This is a genomic window from Pseudomonas sp. NPDC086112 (genome assembly GCF_044746425.1).
Lineage (GTDB): Bacteria > Pseudomonadota > Gammaproteobacteria > Pseudomonadales > Pseudomonadaceae > Aquipseudomonas.
In genome coordinates this window covers 1-15798 of sequence record NZ_JBIVCD010000065.1, presented here as the reverse complement: position 1 = coordinate 15798, position 15798 = coordinate 1, and the positions used below count along the sequence as shown (strand labels likewise).

Genomic DNA, 15798 nt, shown 5'->3' with positions numbered 1-15798 from the left:
TGAACAAAGACATCTGAGCGCGTGCTCCTAGTTAGTCGTCTCGACCGGAAAACCTTCGGCCTGCATTTTCTTCAACACATCCTGCCAGCGGGACAGGCGTTTGGTGTCTCCGACCTTTTTGTTGCCCTTGGCACCCGGCAACCACAACCCTTCGGCATTGAAAGAGTAGACCGGCAGCAAATCGGTTCGCTGGCTGGCAGGCTTGATCCCGTCGATCAGGCTGTCGAGCACCAACGGCATGGCCTCGGGGCTCGAATAGTAGGTCAGGACCATGTGCGCGCGGTTCAGGCGCAAAGCCTTGACGTAGGTGATGCGCAGCTTGTCACTGGAGACACCGAGATGGCGCAGGCTGAAATACTTGGCGATAGCGTAGTCTTCGCAGTCGCCAGCGCCTTTCCATAAGCCTTCGATCGGCGTTTCCCAATAATCGACCTCGTGCCACAGGTCGATATCTTCTTCGTAGCGCATCTGCTTGTTGAAGAACCGGTTGACCACGTTGAGCTGTTCCAGCTCGCCAATCTGCTTCTGCGTGGCCAGCAATTGCTGCCAGGCATCGATGCGCTGCTGCCCTTCACCCAAAGGCCCGTACAACGCCTGCGCGCGACGGCTGATCAGCGAAAAATCCCAATCGGCATGCAGCCCGCCCAGCATGGCGCCGGCCAGCAGCAGTGCGCAGCCTAGCCAGCGCAAAGTCCGAGGGATCGCGAAACGTACCGCCAATGCGAGGCATCCAGGGTAGGCAGGTGGAAGTCGGTTGATGGTGCAGGTTAGCCCGGTAAAAAACAATGGCACGGTGAGATCACCGTCGGCACGCTAGACTTTAAGGTAATGCGATCTTTTGCCCGTTTGACAACCTGTCAGCCAGTCACTAGGGTCCATTTGGATCCAGAATTTATCAGCCAATCAGGGTGCGTTTGTTGTGACACAGAAGCCTAGCCCTCTCAGCAGTATCAAGGTCAACGGGCCGATTCCCGCTCATCTGGCACGCTCGGTGATCGAAGAAACCCTGCGCGCGGCCATCCTGGACGGACGCCTGCCGCGCAGTACCGCCCTGCGCCAGCAGGAACTGGCGGACCTGTTCGGCGTAAGCCGCATGCCGGTGCGCGAGGCATTGCGCCAGTTGGAGGCGCAATCACTGCTTAATGTGGTCCCGCACAAAGGCGCCGTGGTGGCCCCGCTGATCGACAACGATGCGGTCGAGACCTACTCCTTGCGCTCGGTGCTGGAGTCATTCGCTTTGCGCCTGTCCATTCCCCTGCTCGATGACAGCGACCTGGCGCGGGCAGCCCAATATATCGAGCAACTGGAAGCGCAAACCGATTACTCCGAGATCGGCAAGCTCAATCGGCTGTTTCACATGTCGCTTTACCACAAGGCACCTAACCGCAAGCTTCTGGGCCTGATCGAACGCGAGCTCAATGAAGAAGAGCGCTTCCTGCGTTTTCATCTGTCGTCCATGGGGCTGGGTAAACTCACCCAAGACGACCATCGCGCACTGCTCGAGGCCGCGAGGGCCAAAGACATCGATAAAGCGGTTGCCTTGCTGGAGCAGCATCTGGAGAAAGCCTCCGCCACCATGCGGCGGTATCTGGAACAGACGAAACGTTGACCGCTCGCCGGCAACCTGGCCGGCGTATCACTTCCTTACACATTCCTCCTCTCCATCTCCGCTCTTGCCTGGCGCGGCGAAGCCGTGCCGCGACCGGTCGCCGCCATCAGTTCAATGGCACTGCCATTGATTTAGGCTCACTCTTGCGTTTATCGATTCAAACAGACCAAAAGAAGTCAGCGCCTGACAGAAAACCAGGCGAATCGAAGCTAATACGCAAGGAGCGGCGCCAACAGGCGGGATAATCGGAAGTCCGACCGATGTCCCGCCCATAAAACATCAAATCTTGATTCCCTGTTCCCTGAAGTGCTCTGAGTGAGGTATTCACTCAACCTATTCAATTCTGATGAATATAAATCGGAAGGAGCCACTTCGCCTAAATAAAACTTATATTAAAAGTTTTATAAGGCCACTTCATGCCCAATAAACTGCCCACTTCAAATAATTAAAATTTTGCTTGCCGTCTACTTGTTTCGTGTATTAGTTTTTTCTTCGTCGAGCCGTTATCGACCGCTCCTGCTTCCGTCAAAGCTCCACCAGGCAACACCTGCAAGGCCGGCACGGGCATTCAGAGCGAATATTTAAACAACTTTGGCATTCCATGGATTTCGGTTCAGGCGCCCGCTCGTCTTTATAAAAAAGCGGGTGAGCTTGCCGCCAAACAACATCGATGAGGACGTTCATATGCAGCCCACTAAAGAACAACTTTTTCTGAAAAAACGCGAACTTGGTCAACACCCTGTTTTTTCCGAAATAACATCAATTAACTTATTGCGCCGTTTTATGGAAAGCCATGTTTTCGCCGTGTGGGACTTCATGTCGCTGACCAAACGGCTGCAGCGTGAACTCACTTGTGTCCATCTGCCCTGGCTGCCGCCGGCGGACCCGCAGGCTGCACGCCTGATCAACGAAATCGTGCTGGGCGAGGAGTCGGATGACCGCCCCGGGGCAGGGTTTTGCAGTCACTTCGAATTGTATCTGGACGCCATGCGTGAAGTCGGCGCGGACACCCGGGCCATTGAGCGATTCATCGCGTTGCAACAGGAGGGCGTTAGCCCCGAGACCGCGCTGGACAGTGTCGAGGTTGAACCGGCGGCGGCCCGGTTCGTTCGCCAGACCCTGCACACCGCCCTGCACGCCCCGGCCCACAGCGTGGCTGCCGCGTTTGTGCATGGTCGCGAGAGCGTCATTCCGCAGATGTTCCAGCGCATGCTGGATGCCTGGGGCATTGGCCTGGATCAAGCTCCGACGTTTCGTTACTACCTGCAACGGCACATCGAAGTCGATTCCGAAGACCACGGCCCGGCGGCGGAAAAACTGCTGGCACAGCTGATCGATGGCGACCCGCAGCGCGAAACCGAAGTTCTGGCCGCCGCGCTCGCCGCTGTCCAAAGCCGCGCCGCCCTGTGGGACGGCCTGCGCCAGAGCATGGCCCAACCGATTGCGCAGGTGACGCCATGAACGCCGTCCACTACCAATCCTTCGCTGACGCGTGGGAAAGCCGCGCCACGATCCGCACCCGGCCACGGCGCCGGCTCGAAGACGACGACAAACTGATCTTCCCCATGAGCCGCCAACCCCTGGTCCACAGCCAGACCTTTCTCAGCCACTGCCCGCAGCTGCGCGACTTTGTGCTGGTGCAGAGCCTCTACAAATTCATCAACGACGTGGTGATTTTCGAGACCGAGCTGGTGGACAACACCGCCCGCCGCATCGCCAAGAACAGCTTCGGCATTGAGTTCCCGTTCGCCTGCCGCTACGACGCGATGACGGTCGTGGTAGACGAGGATTACCACGCACTGGTGGCGATGGATTTCATGCAGCAGACCATCGACATGACCGGTATCGCACCGATCCCGTTGCCCATGCAGATCGAACTCAGCCGCGCGATACCGGCGACGCTGGCCCAGGCACCGAAGCACCTGCTCAGCGCCGTAGAGCTGATCTGCATCGCCATTGCCGAAAATACCGTGACCAATGAAGTGGCGGCCTTCGCCCGGGACGATTCGGTCAAGGCTTCGATCAAGGGTTTGATGGCCGACCACCTTATGGATGAGGGACGTCACGCCGGTTTCTGGACGCGGCTGGTGCAGATGTACTGGCGCACCGCCCCCGAAGAGGACCGCCATGCGATAGCGCGATTGATGCCGGGTTTCATCGCCCAGTATCTGGCGAGCGATCTGCAGCAGGCGTTCGATTTCGAGCTGATCGCTCACCTGCCCGTCGATGAATCGGTACGCCAGTCGCTGTGTGAAGACGCCAGTGCGCTGGCGTACCCCATCAACCGATTTCATCCGCTGGTGGGCAACATCACGCGTTTCTTTCGCAGCAGTTCGATGCTCGCCTCCCCCTGCGTGCGCGATGCCCTGGCCGATTACCTGACCCCTTGAGGATCCGTCCATGAGACGCCTTGAAATTGCAGTGTCTGGCAGCAGCCAGGCAATGGCTGATCTGACCCTTGAACTTGAACTGCACGGCCATGGTGTCGTGCATATTGAATCGCCGGCCAGTCACGGCCCGGTGGATTTGTTAATCGACGACGGGACGGCGCCTTGCGCCCTCCAGGCCCGGTCTCGCCTGGAAGTACGCGTGGCACTTGATGCCCTGCCGGATGAGGTGTTGCCGCAGCCGGTGGTGGTTTTCCGCGACGGTGCGCAACGACTGTTATGGCGGCAGGTTATCGCTCCTGAAAGCGGCGGCAACGGCCAGTCCCTGCGCCTGCGCACACTGGCAGCGGTAGTCGAAAGCGGCGCACGGCTGGTCAGCCAGTTTTCCCGGGATGAGGCCTGTTTCGATCATTGGCCCACGGCGGAGGTCGGCGCTGCCGAGTCACTATTGCATGGGCTTGATGCACTGGAGATGCTGGCCTTCGAACACCGCCTCAATGCGCCTGCGGTGCCGTGGCTGCTGGCCGCCGCCCAAGTGCCGGTGATGCACAGCATTGAGCAGCGCATGCTCGATGACGCAACGCGGCCGGCCTTATGGGTCGAGGACTCGCTTGTCCACTACAAGGCCTTGCGCAGCCTGGCGTTGAGCTTGCAACAACCGATGCTGGACATGCTGCGCCATCGCGGCGTAACCGACCGCCCGGTGGTGATCGGCGTGTGCCTGCCCAAGTCGCCGCAGCTGTACGCGGCGATTCTGGCGGTGCTGGGTTGCGGCGCGGTGTACCTGCCGCTGGACCCGCAGCATCCGGCGCAACGTCGGCGCTTCATTCTGGAAAACGCCAACGCAGACCTGCTGTTGCACGACGGCGCCAGCGAGTTGGGCGACGTCTCGCTGCCGATGCTGGACATTCGCCGTCTGCCTTCGCCCAAGCCCGGCCTCCCGGCCTCGCTGATCCGCCGCACGGTGAACATCGACGAACCGGCCGTGGCGATCTACACCTCCGGCACCACCGGCCAGCCCAAAGGCGTGTTGCTCAGCCATCGCAACCTCAGCCATTTCTGTGCCTGGTACGCCGACCATGTCGGGTTACAGCGCAGTAGTCGGTCGTTGCAGTTTTCCACCATCAATTTCGACGCGTCGCTGCTGGATATCTTGCCGACCTTTATCCAAGGCGCGCGACTGGTGGTGCCCAGCGACGACCAGCGCCGCGATCCACAGCAATTGGTCGAGTTGATTCGCGGGCAGCACGTGACCCATGCCTTCCTGCCACCGGCGCTGCTGAGCGTCATGCCGCTGCAAGCACCGCTGGGCCTTGAGCACTTGATTACCGGTGGCGATGTCTGCGAGCCGTTCGTGATCGCGCAGCTCGCACCGCAATGCCGATTCCACAATATTTATGGCCCGACCGAAACCACGGTGTTGGCCACCACGCGGCAATTTTGCGTCGGCGATAGCAATCGCAACCTCGGCATCCCCATCGCCAATGGCCGGGTGTTGATTCTGGATGAGCAACTGCAACCAGTGCCTCAAGGCACACCCGGCGAGTTGTATATCGCCGGGCCGGGTGTCGGCCTGGGTTATCTGAACGACCCGGCGCTGACGGCGGCGCGCTACCTCAACCTGACACTGCCCAACGGGCAGGCGTTGCGGGTTTATCGCACCGGCGATATCGGCCAGTGGGCCGACGACGGGATCGAGCTGAGTGGCCGTCGTGATAACCAAGTGAAGATCCGGGGCTTTCGGGTAGAGCCCGAGGAAATCGAGCATTGCCTGCGCGAAAGCCAGCTGTTTCGTCAGGTGGCGGTGGTGGTCGATGAACGGCGGCGGATCCTCGCGTACCTGGTTCATCCCAGGGAAGAGCAGCCCGGCACCGCCCTCTCGGCCTTGCGCGAGCATGTGCAAAACACGCTGCCCGGTTACATGCACCCCGGCGCCTACATTGAACTGCCACGCCTGCCTTACACCAGTAACGGCAAGGTCGATCGACGGGCTCTGCTCGCGACCTCGGGACAGGTCCAGGTCGCCAGTCAGCGGCGCCAGCCGCAGACCCCGTTGCAGATGCAGTTGCGCCAGCTGTGGTCCGAGTTGCTTGAGCTGCCGGTCGAGGACATTGCCACCGACGAGAGCTTCTTCAACCTGGGCGGGCATTCGATTCTGCTGTCACAGCTGCTGCTGAGCATCCGCCAGGTGTTCGGTCGCAGCCTGTCGATCAATCGCTTCATCGAAGCGCCTACGTTGCTGACCCTCGCCAAGCTGCTCGATGGCCCCGAGCAAAGCGCAGCTTCGACGCTCAGCCCCCAGGCCTTCATCGATGCCGAAGCCGAACTCAACCTCGATCCGCTACCGATCAGCCAGTGCGGTGATGTGCATAAAGTGCTGGTGACCGGTGCCAACAGCTTTCTCGGGGTACACATCGTCGAGGCTTTGCTGGCCTGGGGCGCCACCGAGGTCGCGTGCCTGGTGCGTGAGTCCGGCGGACAAAGCGCGGCCGAACGTTTCGCCCAGGCCCTGCGGGATAACCGTCTCACCCATCTGGACCTGAGCCGGGTCAGCGTTTACGCCGCCGACATCACCCAACCGCAATTGGGTTTGCCGGACGACGTTTACGCACGCATCGACCGCACCTTCGGCGCGCTGGTGCACAACGCCGCCAACGTCAATCACGTCCTCGATTACGAGTCGTTGGCGCGGGATAACGTCGAGCCGATTTTCGAGTGCCTGCGCCTGTGTGAAGGGCGCAGCAAGAAGATCTTCAACTTCGTATCGACGCTCTCGGCGTCCAGCACGATCTCCGACGATGGCCGGGTACTGGAACTGCCCGCCGCGCAGACACCGCCGATCTACATCAAGAACGGCTACAACCTGTCCAAATGGGTCGGCGAGCGGATCCTCGAACGGGCGCGGGAGCGTGGGGTGCGGGTCAATCTTTATCGCCCCGGCAACATCAGCTTCAACAGCCTCACCGGCGTCTGCCAGCCCCACAAGAATCGCTTGATGCTGATGCTCAAGGGCTCGATCCAGCTCGGCCAGGTGCCGGAACTGACGCTGAATTTCGACCTGATGCCGGTGGATTTCCTCGCCCGTTTCATCACCTTCCACGCCAGCCGTTACCAGGCCGAAAAAGCCGTGTTCAACCTGCACAACCCCGAGCCCCTGAGCTGGGACGCCTACGTGGCGTCATTTCGCGAGACCGGTCGGCAATTCTCCATGGTCAGCGTCGCCGACTGGCAGCAGCAACTGAGCCGGGTCGACAGCGACAACGCACTGTTTGGCGTGCTGGGTTTCTACCTCAACGGCTTCGAAGAAGACATCGGCGACATCTCGATGATCGGTCACGACAACGCCCAGGCCGGCGTGCGGCAGATGGGCGCGCACTACCCGGAAAAATCCCCGGAGCTGCTGCGGCGCGGCTGCGACTACCTCAAAGAAATCAACTTCATCTGATTCACCCTAACCCTGCACGGAGCAAAACCATGAATACTCTGCAACCCGATACCCTGATCAAAAATCCTCACGGCTGCCATGTTGTGTCTTCGGTGGATGTACCGGCCGATGCGGCACAGGTCTGGGCGGTGGTCGGCAACTTTGCCGGCTTCGATCGATTCATTCCAGCGCTGTCGCACATCGAGATGACGGGCGAAGGCGTGTCGTCGCTGCGCAAGAAATTCTTCAAGGACGACAACCACCTGGTGGTCGAGCAGCTCAACTCTCGGGACGACCAGGCAATGAACATGACCTGGACCCTCATCTACAACACCTTGGGCATCGGCAATTTGTGGGCGGCGATGAGGGTGGAATCCATCGGCGCAGGCAAGTCGCGGGCGATCTGGAGCATCATCGCTGAACCGGCTCAGGGCGGTGAGCAAGCCCTGTCGGGATTCAAGGATTTCCTTCAGGGGTTTGCCGATGATGCGATGGGGAATGTGTTGAAGCTGTTTGTGTAGGGTCTTGATGGGGTGGTGATTGAACCACCGCTTTCGCGAGCAAGCCCGCTCCCACATTCGACTGCGTTCCGCCTGGAAGAACTCGGTCAAAATGTGGGAGCGGGCTTGCTCGCGAAGAACGATAACGCGGTAGAACTGATTTGAATCAGATCTTGAAACTATCAACCAACTGCTTCAACCGATTGGCCTGCTGAGACAACGCATCGCAATCCTTCAATGTTTCATTGAGGTTGGCCACGCTCTGCTGGTTCAACAGGTTGATCTGGTTGACGTCGACGTTGAGGGTTTCCACCACGGCGGTCTGCTCTTCGGTCGCTGCGGCCACCGATTGGTTCATGCCGTCGATTTCGCCGATGCGCTGGGTCACGCTGACCAGTCGCAGGCCGGCCTGGTTCGCCACTTCGACACTCTGCTCGCTGGAGACCTGACTGGCGTTCATGGTGGTCACCGCTTCGCGAGAACCGATCTGCAGCGAGCTGATCATCTTGTGGATCTCTTCCGCCGATTCCTGGGTGCGATGAGCAAGGTTACGCACCTCATCCGCCACCACCGCAAAGCCACGACCGGCCTCACCGGCACGGGCCGCTTCGATGGCCGCGTTAAGCGCCAGCAAATTGGTCTGCTGGGAGATGCCTTTGATCACATCGAGAATGTGGCCGATGTTGTCGGTGCTCGCGTTCAGGGTTTCGATCTGCGTGCAGGACAGGCTGATTTTCTGTGACAGCTCAGTCATGGCCAGGATGGTTTTTTCCACCACCTGACGACCGTCATCGGCCTGCTCGCTCGCGCCGCTGGCGTGTTGCGAAGCATCGGCGGCGTTGCGGGCGATTTCCTGGGTGGCGGCGCCCAATTGGTTGATCGCCGCAGCCACACTGTTGGTGCGCGCGCTTTGTTCGTCGGAGCCGATGATCGAAGCGTTGGACGATGCCATCACCCGTTGCGACAGGTCATGAACCTGGCGGGTCGCCGAGGATACTTCGCAAATCGACGCGTGAATCCGCTCCACAAACTGGTTGAAGGAGCCGCCCAACTCGCCGAACTCGTCTTTGCTTTCTACCACCAGACGCCGGGTCAGATCGCCCTCGCCCTGAGCAATGTCCTGCATCGCACGACCCATCGTGGTCAGCGGACGCATCAGCACGCTGATCAGCAGACTCAGCAGCACTGCAATGGCGGTCACGGCGATGAACATCGCGATCAGCGCCGAGGTGCGGAACTGGCTCAGTGGTGCGTAGGCCTTGGCCTTGTCGATCGACAGACCGATATACCACTCGGCATTTGGCAAACCACTCACCGGCGTGAACGAGAGGATGCGGTCCTGCTTGTTCAGTTCTACTTCCTGATTGCCTTTCCCGATACGGACACTGGAGCCCGGATAGATGTCTTTCAGGTTCTTCATCACCTGATCCTTGTCCGGACTGACGATCACCTGACCGTCGGCGCTGACGAGGAACGCGTGACCGATGCCACCGAAGTCCACCGAGTTGATGATCTTCACCAGGGTTTCGAGACTCAAGTCGCCTCCGACGACGCCCAGCAGTTCGCCTTGCTTTTTCACCGGCATGGCGATGGTCACCACTAACCCACCGACCGCGGCCATGTAAGGCGGGGTCAGCATGGTCTTGTCGGCGACCACGGCTTGTTTGTACCAGGGGCGCTGACGCGGATCGTAGCCGTCCGGCATCTTCGCGTCAGGGCGCTGGGTGAACACACCATTGGCCTGCCCGACGTAAGTGAACTGGAAGTTCGAGGTGAGGGCAGGTTGATCGACCAGCCCCGGCAAATCGGCTTTGGCGCCTTGATGAGCGACGTTCTGCGCGAGATTTTCCAGGACCAGCACCCGGCCGCTCATCCAGTTCTGCACGCTGCTGGCGGTCAGCTCGCCAGCTTGCTCAACGGAAGACTCGAGGTTTTGCCGAATGGTGTTTCGCTGCAAATAGTCGTTGTACAAAGTGAACAACGCAAAAGCCAGCACCACGACGCCTGAAGCGGCCAGCAGAATTTTATGGCTGAACTTGAGATTCATTTCATGGGACTTCTTATGCAAAAAGTGGGGATGCGTTCCGGGTTGCAACATTCCATGTAACAGCGCAGACGGCATTTTTGGGCCGCTCTACTTTGGTGCACGCATGTCTCACCAGTCTGTCGGCACGAGCGGGAGAAATCTTAGGGATTTGTACGAAACCCGTCAGATACCCGCCGAACGGCGTGCTAGAGCGCCCAAGTAGGGGTGTTTGCTGACGGTTGCTCGAACGGCAGTTGCAAATTTTCCGACCCTTGATGACAATGCGACTAATTATCATTTGTGACGTCGGGCTGTCGCGTTCATGTCTTCACCTGAGTTTGCAGTACAGGCGCTTTACAGCAGCCATCACGGGTGGCTCAACACGTGGCTACGTGCGCGATTGGGCAATGCTGCCGATGCGGCGGATCTGGCTCAGGACACGTTCGTCCGGCTGCTGCAAAGAACCGAACGCCTGGAGCTCAAGGCCCCCCGCGCCTTTCTACGAACCATCGCCCGCGGCCTGGTGATTGACCATTGGCGCCGTGAGGAAATCGAGCGTGCGTACCTAGAAACCATCGCCCATTTGCCTGAGGCCGAAACCCCGAGCGCCGAGGCTCGGGCATTGGTGCTCGAATTGCTGGAAAGCATCGCCCGCATGCTTGAAGGCCTGAAGCCGAAAGTGCGTCAGGCATTTCTACTGGCCCAGTGCGAAGGATTTACCCACAAGCAGATCGCCGAACACATGGGCTTATCCCTGCGTTCGGTGGAGCGTTATGTGGCCGACGCGCTGTATCACTGCTACGTGCTGCGGTATGAAGCGTGATGCCTGTGGATAACTCAGCGCTGAACCGCCGCGGCGAGCCGCATCAGCAAGTGGTCAAACAAGCCATCCATTGGTTGCTGCGCCTGCGTAACAACGCGGCCAACTCCAGGCTGCGCCAGCAATGCGACGTCTGGCGGGCGGAACACCATGAACACGAACTGGCCTGGCAACGGGTGCAGTCCCTGCAAGCCGAGTTGAGCAGTAATCTACGCGCGGTGCCCGGCGCTCAAGTCGCTTTCAACACTTTGGAAAACAGCGCACAGGGACTCGGGCGGCGCCAGGCATTGAAGCTGCTGTCGGGCGCGTTATTGATGGGTTCGGCGGCATGGCTGGGCAAGGATGCGATCGGCTGGCAACAATGGACCGCCGACTTCGCCACCGCCACGGGCGAGCGACGCGGTTTCCAGTTACCGGATGGCACGCGCCTGGAGCTCAACACCGCCAGCGCGGTGGATCTGGACTACACCGCGCAGCAGCGCCTGATCAAACTGACCCGCGGCGAGATCGTCGTGACGTGCGGTGGGGCAAGTGAAGGGGTTTCGTTTGATCGACCGTTGCGGGTGCAAAGCCGTCACGGTGTATTCGAAAGTGTGGCGGCACGCTTCATTGTTCGTCAGGACGCCGACTGCACGCGGCTCAGCGTCACCAGCGGCGTCGTCGCAATCCATTCGCCACGGGCCACCGATGGCCTGCCGATTCAGGTGCAGGCCGGGCAGAGTTATCTGATCGATCGGAGTCGAGCGCAGTTGGCACCGCCGCAGGACATGGATGCGGGCGCCTGGGTGGATGGCCTGATCGTCACCCGCAACATGCGCCTCGGGGATTTCATTAATGAAGTCGGACGTTACCGTCCCGGCTATCTGACCTGCGCGGCCGACATTGCCCACTTGCGGCTGTCCGGGGTTTTCCGTCTCGAAGACACCGACAAACTACTGGCCATCCTGCCGCAAACCCTGGCGGTGCGACTGCGCTATCGCACTCGCTATTGGGTGAGGCTGGAGCGACAGGCCTGAATTATTTTTGGCGGGTTTTCCGAACAAGTCCGGCTTAGTCAGTAAGCACTTCAACTCTGCCTTCAGCGACTTCCTACGGAAACCTACAATGACTGTGCGCGCCATCAGTAAGAACCCTCTCCATTTCGCCGCGGAATCGGGCGTATTGCGTCACGCCATCCGCGCGGCGCTGTTCTCGACCGCATTGGGTGTCGGCCTGATGCCGACACTTGGCGTTGCAGCACAGGGCAGCGAAGCCAGTAGCCACCGCTACAACATCGCCGCCGGCTCCTTGAGCGATGTGCTCAACCAATTCGCGCGTCAGGCGGGCATCACGCTGTCGACGACTCCGGCTCAAACTCAGGGCCTTCAATCGCCGGGATTACAGGGCGACTATTCGGCGGATCAGGCGTTGAGTCATTTGCTCAACGGCACAGGGCTTGTGGCCGTCAGTCAGGATGGCAGCAGCTATGTGCTGCGGCCCGTCGCTGAAACCGAAGCCCTGGCGCTGCCCACCACCGACATCAAAGGCTTCGCCCTGGGTAACGCGCTGGGCAGCATGGATGGCTACAACGCAACGCACAGCCAGATCGCCACCAAGACCAGTACCGCGCTGCTGGAAACCTCACAAAGCGTGTCCGTGGTGACCCGCGAGCAAATGGACGACCAAGGCTCGCAAACCGTGTCCCAGGCGATGCGCTACACCCCGGGCGTGCTGACCAACCCTTACGGCGCGACCCACCGTTACGACTACGTGGCGATGCGCGGTTTCAACGACGGCTCGGTGGATAACATCTATCTCGATGGCCTCAAATCCATGGGTGACAGCGGCACCTACAGCACCATGCAGGTAGACCCCTATTTCCTCGAACGAGTCGATATTCTCAAAGGGCCGTCGTCAGTGCTCTACGGTCGCAGTTCGCCGGGCGGACTGGTGGCGTTGACCAGCAAGAAACCGTTGTATGAGCCCTATCATCAGGTCCAGGCCACGGTGGGCACCCAAGGTCAGCGCGGCATGGGTTTCGACTTCAGCGGGCCGGTGGATGATGACAAGCGTATCGCCTATCGCCTGACAGGGTTGGCGGATCAGTCCGACACACAGTTCGACCACAATGAGGAAAAGCGCTTCGCCCTGGCGCCGACGGTGAGCATCGATTTCACCGAAGATACCTCGCTGACGCTGCAAGCCTATCTGCAACACGATCCCGACGGCGGCTATCACGGCGGCGTCCCGGCCGATGGCACGATCCATCAGCGCAACGGCAATCGGATCTCCCCCAACTTCTTCGAAGGCGAGCCGGGCATTGATGGCTTCCAGCGTGATCAACAGTCCTTCGGTTATCAGTTTGAACACCGCTTCAACGACGTCTTCACCGCTCGGCAGAACTTCCGCTATCTCGACTCCAAGGTGAAGATCGATCAGGTTTATGCCTATGGCTGGACCACTCCCACCAGTAACGAGTTGAACCGCTATTACACCGGCGGCGACGAAAAGCTCCACGCCTTTATCGTCGATAACATGCTGCAAGCCGAGTTCTTCACCGGCGCAACCAAACACACCGTGCTGATGGGCGCGGACTACCAGCGGCGCAAGACGGTCGTCGACGGGACCAGTGGCGGTCTTGCGCCGATCGATGCGTTCAATCCGGTGTACGGCAATTCGGCCATCGACTTCTACAGTCCGACCAGCTATCTGCGGCGCCTGGAACAGACTGGCGTCTACCTGCAAGACTTGATCGAGATGGATAAGTGGCGCTTCTCTTTGGGCCTGCGTCAGGACTGGGTTGAAACCTCCAATGAAAATCGGCTGGCTGAAGCGGGACGCCCTGTAGGCACGGAAATCAGTGACGAACGCACCAAGCTGACGGGCCGGGCTGGGGCGCTGTACCTGTTCGATAACGGCATCGCGCCGTATATCAGCTACTCCGAGTCGTTCAACCCGAATTCCTACGCGGACAGCGCCGGCAATCCTCTGGCACCGACCGATGGCACCCAGTGGGAAGTGGGGCTTGAAGTACCAGCCGCCAGGCCCCGACAACTTGTTCACGGCGTCGCTGTTCCGCATCGATCAGGAAAACCTGGCGACCAAACTGCCGCAGGAAAACTTCTATCGCGCTGTAGGCGCCGTCCGCTCCCAAGGTCTGGAACTGGAAGCGCACATGCAGCTGACCGATAACCTGAAAGTCCTCGGCAGCTACACCTTCACCGACATCGAATATTCGAAGTCGATGATCAGTACGTTGAGCACTGCAACCGACGTGATCGAAAACAAGGGCAACTCGCCGACTCAGGCGCCCCGTCATATGACCTCAGTGTGGGCGGACTACACGTTCGACAGCGCAGCGCTTGATGGCCTGCGTCTGGGCGGCGGCGTGCGTTATGTCGGCTACAGCTGGGCCGATGCGGAAAACACCCTGAAGGTGCCGTCCTACACGCTGTTCGATGCGTCTGTCGGCTATGACCTGGGCAAGCTGGGCTTGAAGGGCGTGGACGTACGTCTGAATGCTAACAACCTGACCAATGAGTCCTACGTGGCCTCCTGTGCCAGCCTGAACTTCTGCTACCTGGGTGAAGAGCGCAACGTCGCCGCTACCGTGAGCTACCAGTTCTAACGACTCGTTATCCAAAAAAGCCAGCCCCTGAATTCAGGGGCTGGCTTTGTCGTCTCTGCAGGAAAATTCCATGCGTGCATTTCTGGTTTTACTTCATCGCTACATTGGTTTGGCAACTGCGTTGTTTCTGCTGATGGCGGGGCTTACGGGCAGCATCCTGGCGTTCAATCATGAGCTGGATGAGTGGCTCAATCCGGGGTTTTATTCAGCGTCTGCCGAAGGTCAGCGTTTGCCGCCCGGCGCTTTGGTCGACAAGCTACAAACGGAGCATCCGAGGCTACAAGTCTGGTACATGGAGTACCCGTCAGAACAGGCTCATACCGCATTGCTGGCTGCGGTACCGCGTAATGATCCTGCGACTGGAAAACCTTTTTCCGAGCCCAATCAGGTGTTCTATCTGGACCCGGTCAATGGCGAACAGAAAGGGCAGCGGTTCTGGGGAGAATGCTGCTTTCAGCGGGAGAACTTCATCCCGTTCATTCTTGAGTTCCACTACAACCTGGTTCTGCCGAATAACTGGGGATTGTTGTTAATGGGGCTGGTCGCGATCGCTTGGGTTGTCGATTGTTTCATTGCGCTTTGGCTGACGCTTCCACGTGGGAAACCGTTCTGGAAGAAATGGTCGACGGCCTGGAAGATCAAGGGTGGGCATGCCTACCGGCTGAATTTTGACCTGCATCGGGCGGGTGGGTTGTGGCTTTGGTTGTTGCTGCTACCGATTGCGGTCAGCAGTGTCGCCATGAACCTGCCGAGTCAGGTCTTCAAGCCTGTGGTTTCACTGTTTTCGCCGATTGAGCCGAGCGTTTACGAGGCCCGCGGACGCATGCCTGCTGAGGAGTTGGGAGTTACGTGGCTGAGTTATCAACAGGCTTATGAACGTGCGCTGCAGGAAGGGCAAAGGCTGGGGCTGACCGCTGCAATCGGGGAGTTGTATTACAGCTTTGAGTACAACTTTTATGGGGCAGGGTTTGGGCAATATGATACCGAGGCCCATGGAAAGTCCTGGCTGTTCTTCCATGGCACGGACGGGCGTTTACTGGGGCAGGAAATCGCAGGGCAAGGCACCCTGGGAGAGCGTTTTTATCGGCTGCAATTGCCGATACACGGAGGGCGGATCATTGGGCTCACCGGGCAAGTCATGATCGCGGTGCTAGGTGTTTTGATTGCAGTATTGTCAGTGACGGGAATCTATATCTGGTGGCGCAAGTTGCTGGCTCGAAGGAGTAGCAAGGCACGTAAGAGCAGGATGTGCCCCATTCCAGATTGAGGTTTCTATAGCCCAGAAAGACAAAACCCCTGTCTGCATAAGCAGACAGGGGTTTCGGAATTCAATCTTGACGATGACCTACTCTCACATGGGGAAACCCCACACTACCATCGGCGATGCATCGTTTCACTGCTGAGTTCGGGATGGGATCAGGTGGT

At 59.3% G+C, this 15798-nt stretch carries 10 protein-coding genes, 1 rRNA gene and 1 pseudogene; 9 read left to right on the top strand and 3 right to left on the bottom strand.

From position 1 onward, the window contains the following. Nucleotides 1-27 precede the first annotated feature (27 nt). Nucleotides 28-720 (bottom strand): cysteine protease LapG, encoded by a 693-nt coding sequence (gene lapG, locus ACIPLA_RS27140; protein WP_401177456.1) that lies wholly within the window; start codon nucleotides 718-720, stop codon nucleotides 28-30. Between the two features lie 199 nt (nucleotides 721-919). On the opposite strand from lapG, the gene ACIPLA_RS27135 reads away from it, so the two are divergent. The 5 genes from ACIPLA_RS27135 to ACIPLA_RS27115 all read left to right on the top strand — a co-directional run bounded on the left by ACIPLA_RS27135 (nucleotide 920) and on the right by ACIPLA_RS27115 (nucleotide 7941). After that, nucleotides 920-1609, top strand: coding sequence for a GntR family transcriptional regulator (locus ACIPLA_RS27135; RefSeq protein ID WP_401177453.1), 690 nt, complete (start codon nucleotides 920-922; stop codon nucleotides 1607-1609). Between the two features lie 684 nt (nucleotides 1610-2293). After that, on the top strand, nucleotides 2294-3070 hold the full coding sequence (locus ACIPLA_RS27130; protein WP_401177450.1) for a DUF3050 domain-containing protein: 777 nt from the start codon (nucleotides 2294-2296) through the stop codon (nucleotides 3068-3070). Further along, nucleotides 3067-3999 (top strand): diiron oxygenase, encoded by a 933-nt coding sequence (locus ACIPLA_RS27125; protein WP_192346389.1) that lies wholly within the window; start codon nucleotides 3067-3069, stop codon nucleotides 3997-3999. The genes ACIPLA_RS27130 and ACIPLA_RS27125 overlap by 4 nt, the downstream gene beginning before the upstream one ends. 10 nt (nucleotides 4000-4009) lie before the next feature. Continuing rightward, nucleotides 4010-7441: a non-ribosomal peptide synthetase gene (locus tag ACIPLA_RS27120; protein ID WP_401177446.1), complete on the top strand. Its 3432-nt coding sequence runs from the start codon at nucleotides 4010-4012 to the stop codon at nucleotides 7439-7441. 29 nt (nucleotides 7442-7470) lie between these two features. Continuing rightward, complete coding sequence (locus tag ACIPLA_RS27115) at nucleotides 7471-7941, top strand: SRPBCC family protein (RefSeq protein ID WP_218399324.1); 471 nt, start codon at nucleotides 7471-7473, stop codon at nucleotides 7939-7941. Nucleotides 7942-8086: 145 nt separating this feature from the next. Here ACIPLA_RS27115 and ACIPLA_RS27110 read toward each other — a convergent pair whose 3' ends face one another. Then, nucleotides 8087-9967 carry a methyl-accepting chemotaxis protein gene (locus ACIPLA_RS27110; protein WP_401177443.1) on the bottom strand — a complete coding sequence of 627 codons (1881 nt, stop codon included), beginning with the start codon at nucleotides 9965-9967 and terminating at the stop codon, nucleotides 8087-8089. Between the two features lie 301 nt (nucleotides 9968-10268). Between ACIPLA_RS27110 and ACIPLA_RS27105 the strand changes: the two genes are divergently transcribed. The 4 genes and pseudogenes from ACIPLA_RS27105 (at nucleotide 10269) to ACIPLA_RS27090 (ending at nucleotide 15640) form a co-directional block, all read left to right on the top strand. Next, nucleotides 10269-10769: a sigma-70 family RNA polymerase sigma factor gene (locus tag ACIPLA_RS27105; RefSeq protein ID WP_008076504.1), complete on the top strand. Its 501-nt coding sequence runs from the start codon at nucleotides 10269-10271 to the stop codon at nucleotides 10767-10769. Further along, nucleotides 10769-11782, top strand: a complete 1014-nt coding sequence (locus ACIPLA_RS27100; protein ID WP_401177439.1) for a FecR domain-containing protein — start codon at nucleotides 10769-10771, stop codon at nucleotides 11780-11782. The genes ACIPLA_RS27105 and ACIPLA_RS27100 overlap by 1 nt, the downstream gene beginning before the upstream one ends. Nucleotides 11783-11870: 88 nt before the next feature. Beyond that, nucleotides 11871-14373 (top strand): annotated as a pseudogene (locus ACIPLA_RS27095) (TonB-dependent siderophore receptor). A 70-nt stretch (nucleotides 14374-14443) separates the two neighbouring features. Further along, nucleotides 14444-15640: a PepSY-associated TM helix domain-containing protein gene (locus ACIPLA_RS27090; RefSeq protein WP_401177437.1), complete on the top strand. Its 1197-nt coding sequence runs from the start codon at nucleotides 14444-14446 to the stop codon at nucleotides 15638-15640. Nucleotides 15641-15705: 65 nt separating this feature from the next. On the opposite strand, the gene rrf is transcribed toward ACIPLA_RS27090, so the two are convergent. Continuing rightward, a 5S ribosomal RNA gene (gene rrf, locus ACIPLA_RS27085) occupies nucleotides 15706-15798 on the bottom strand; the annotation flags it as partial.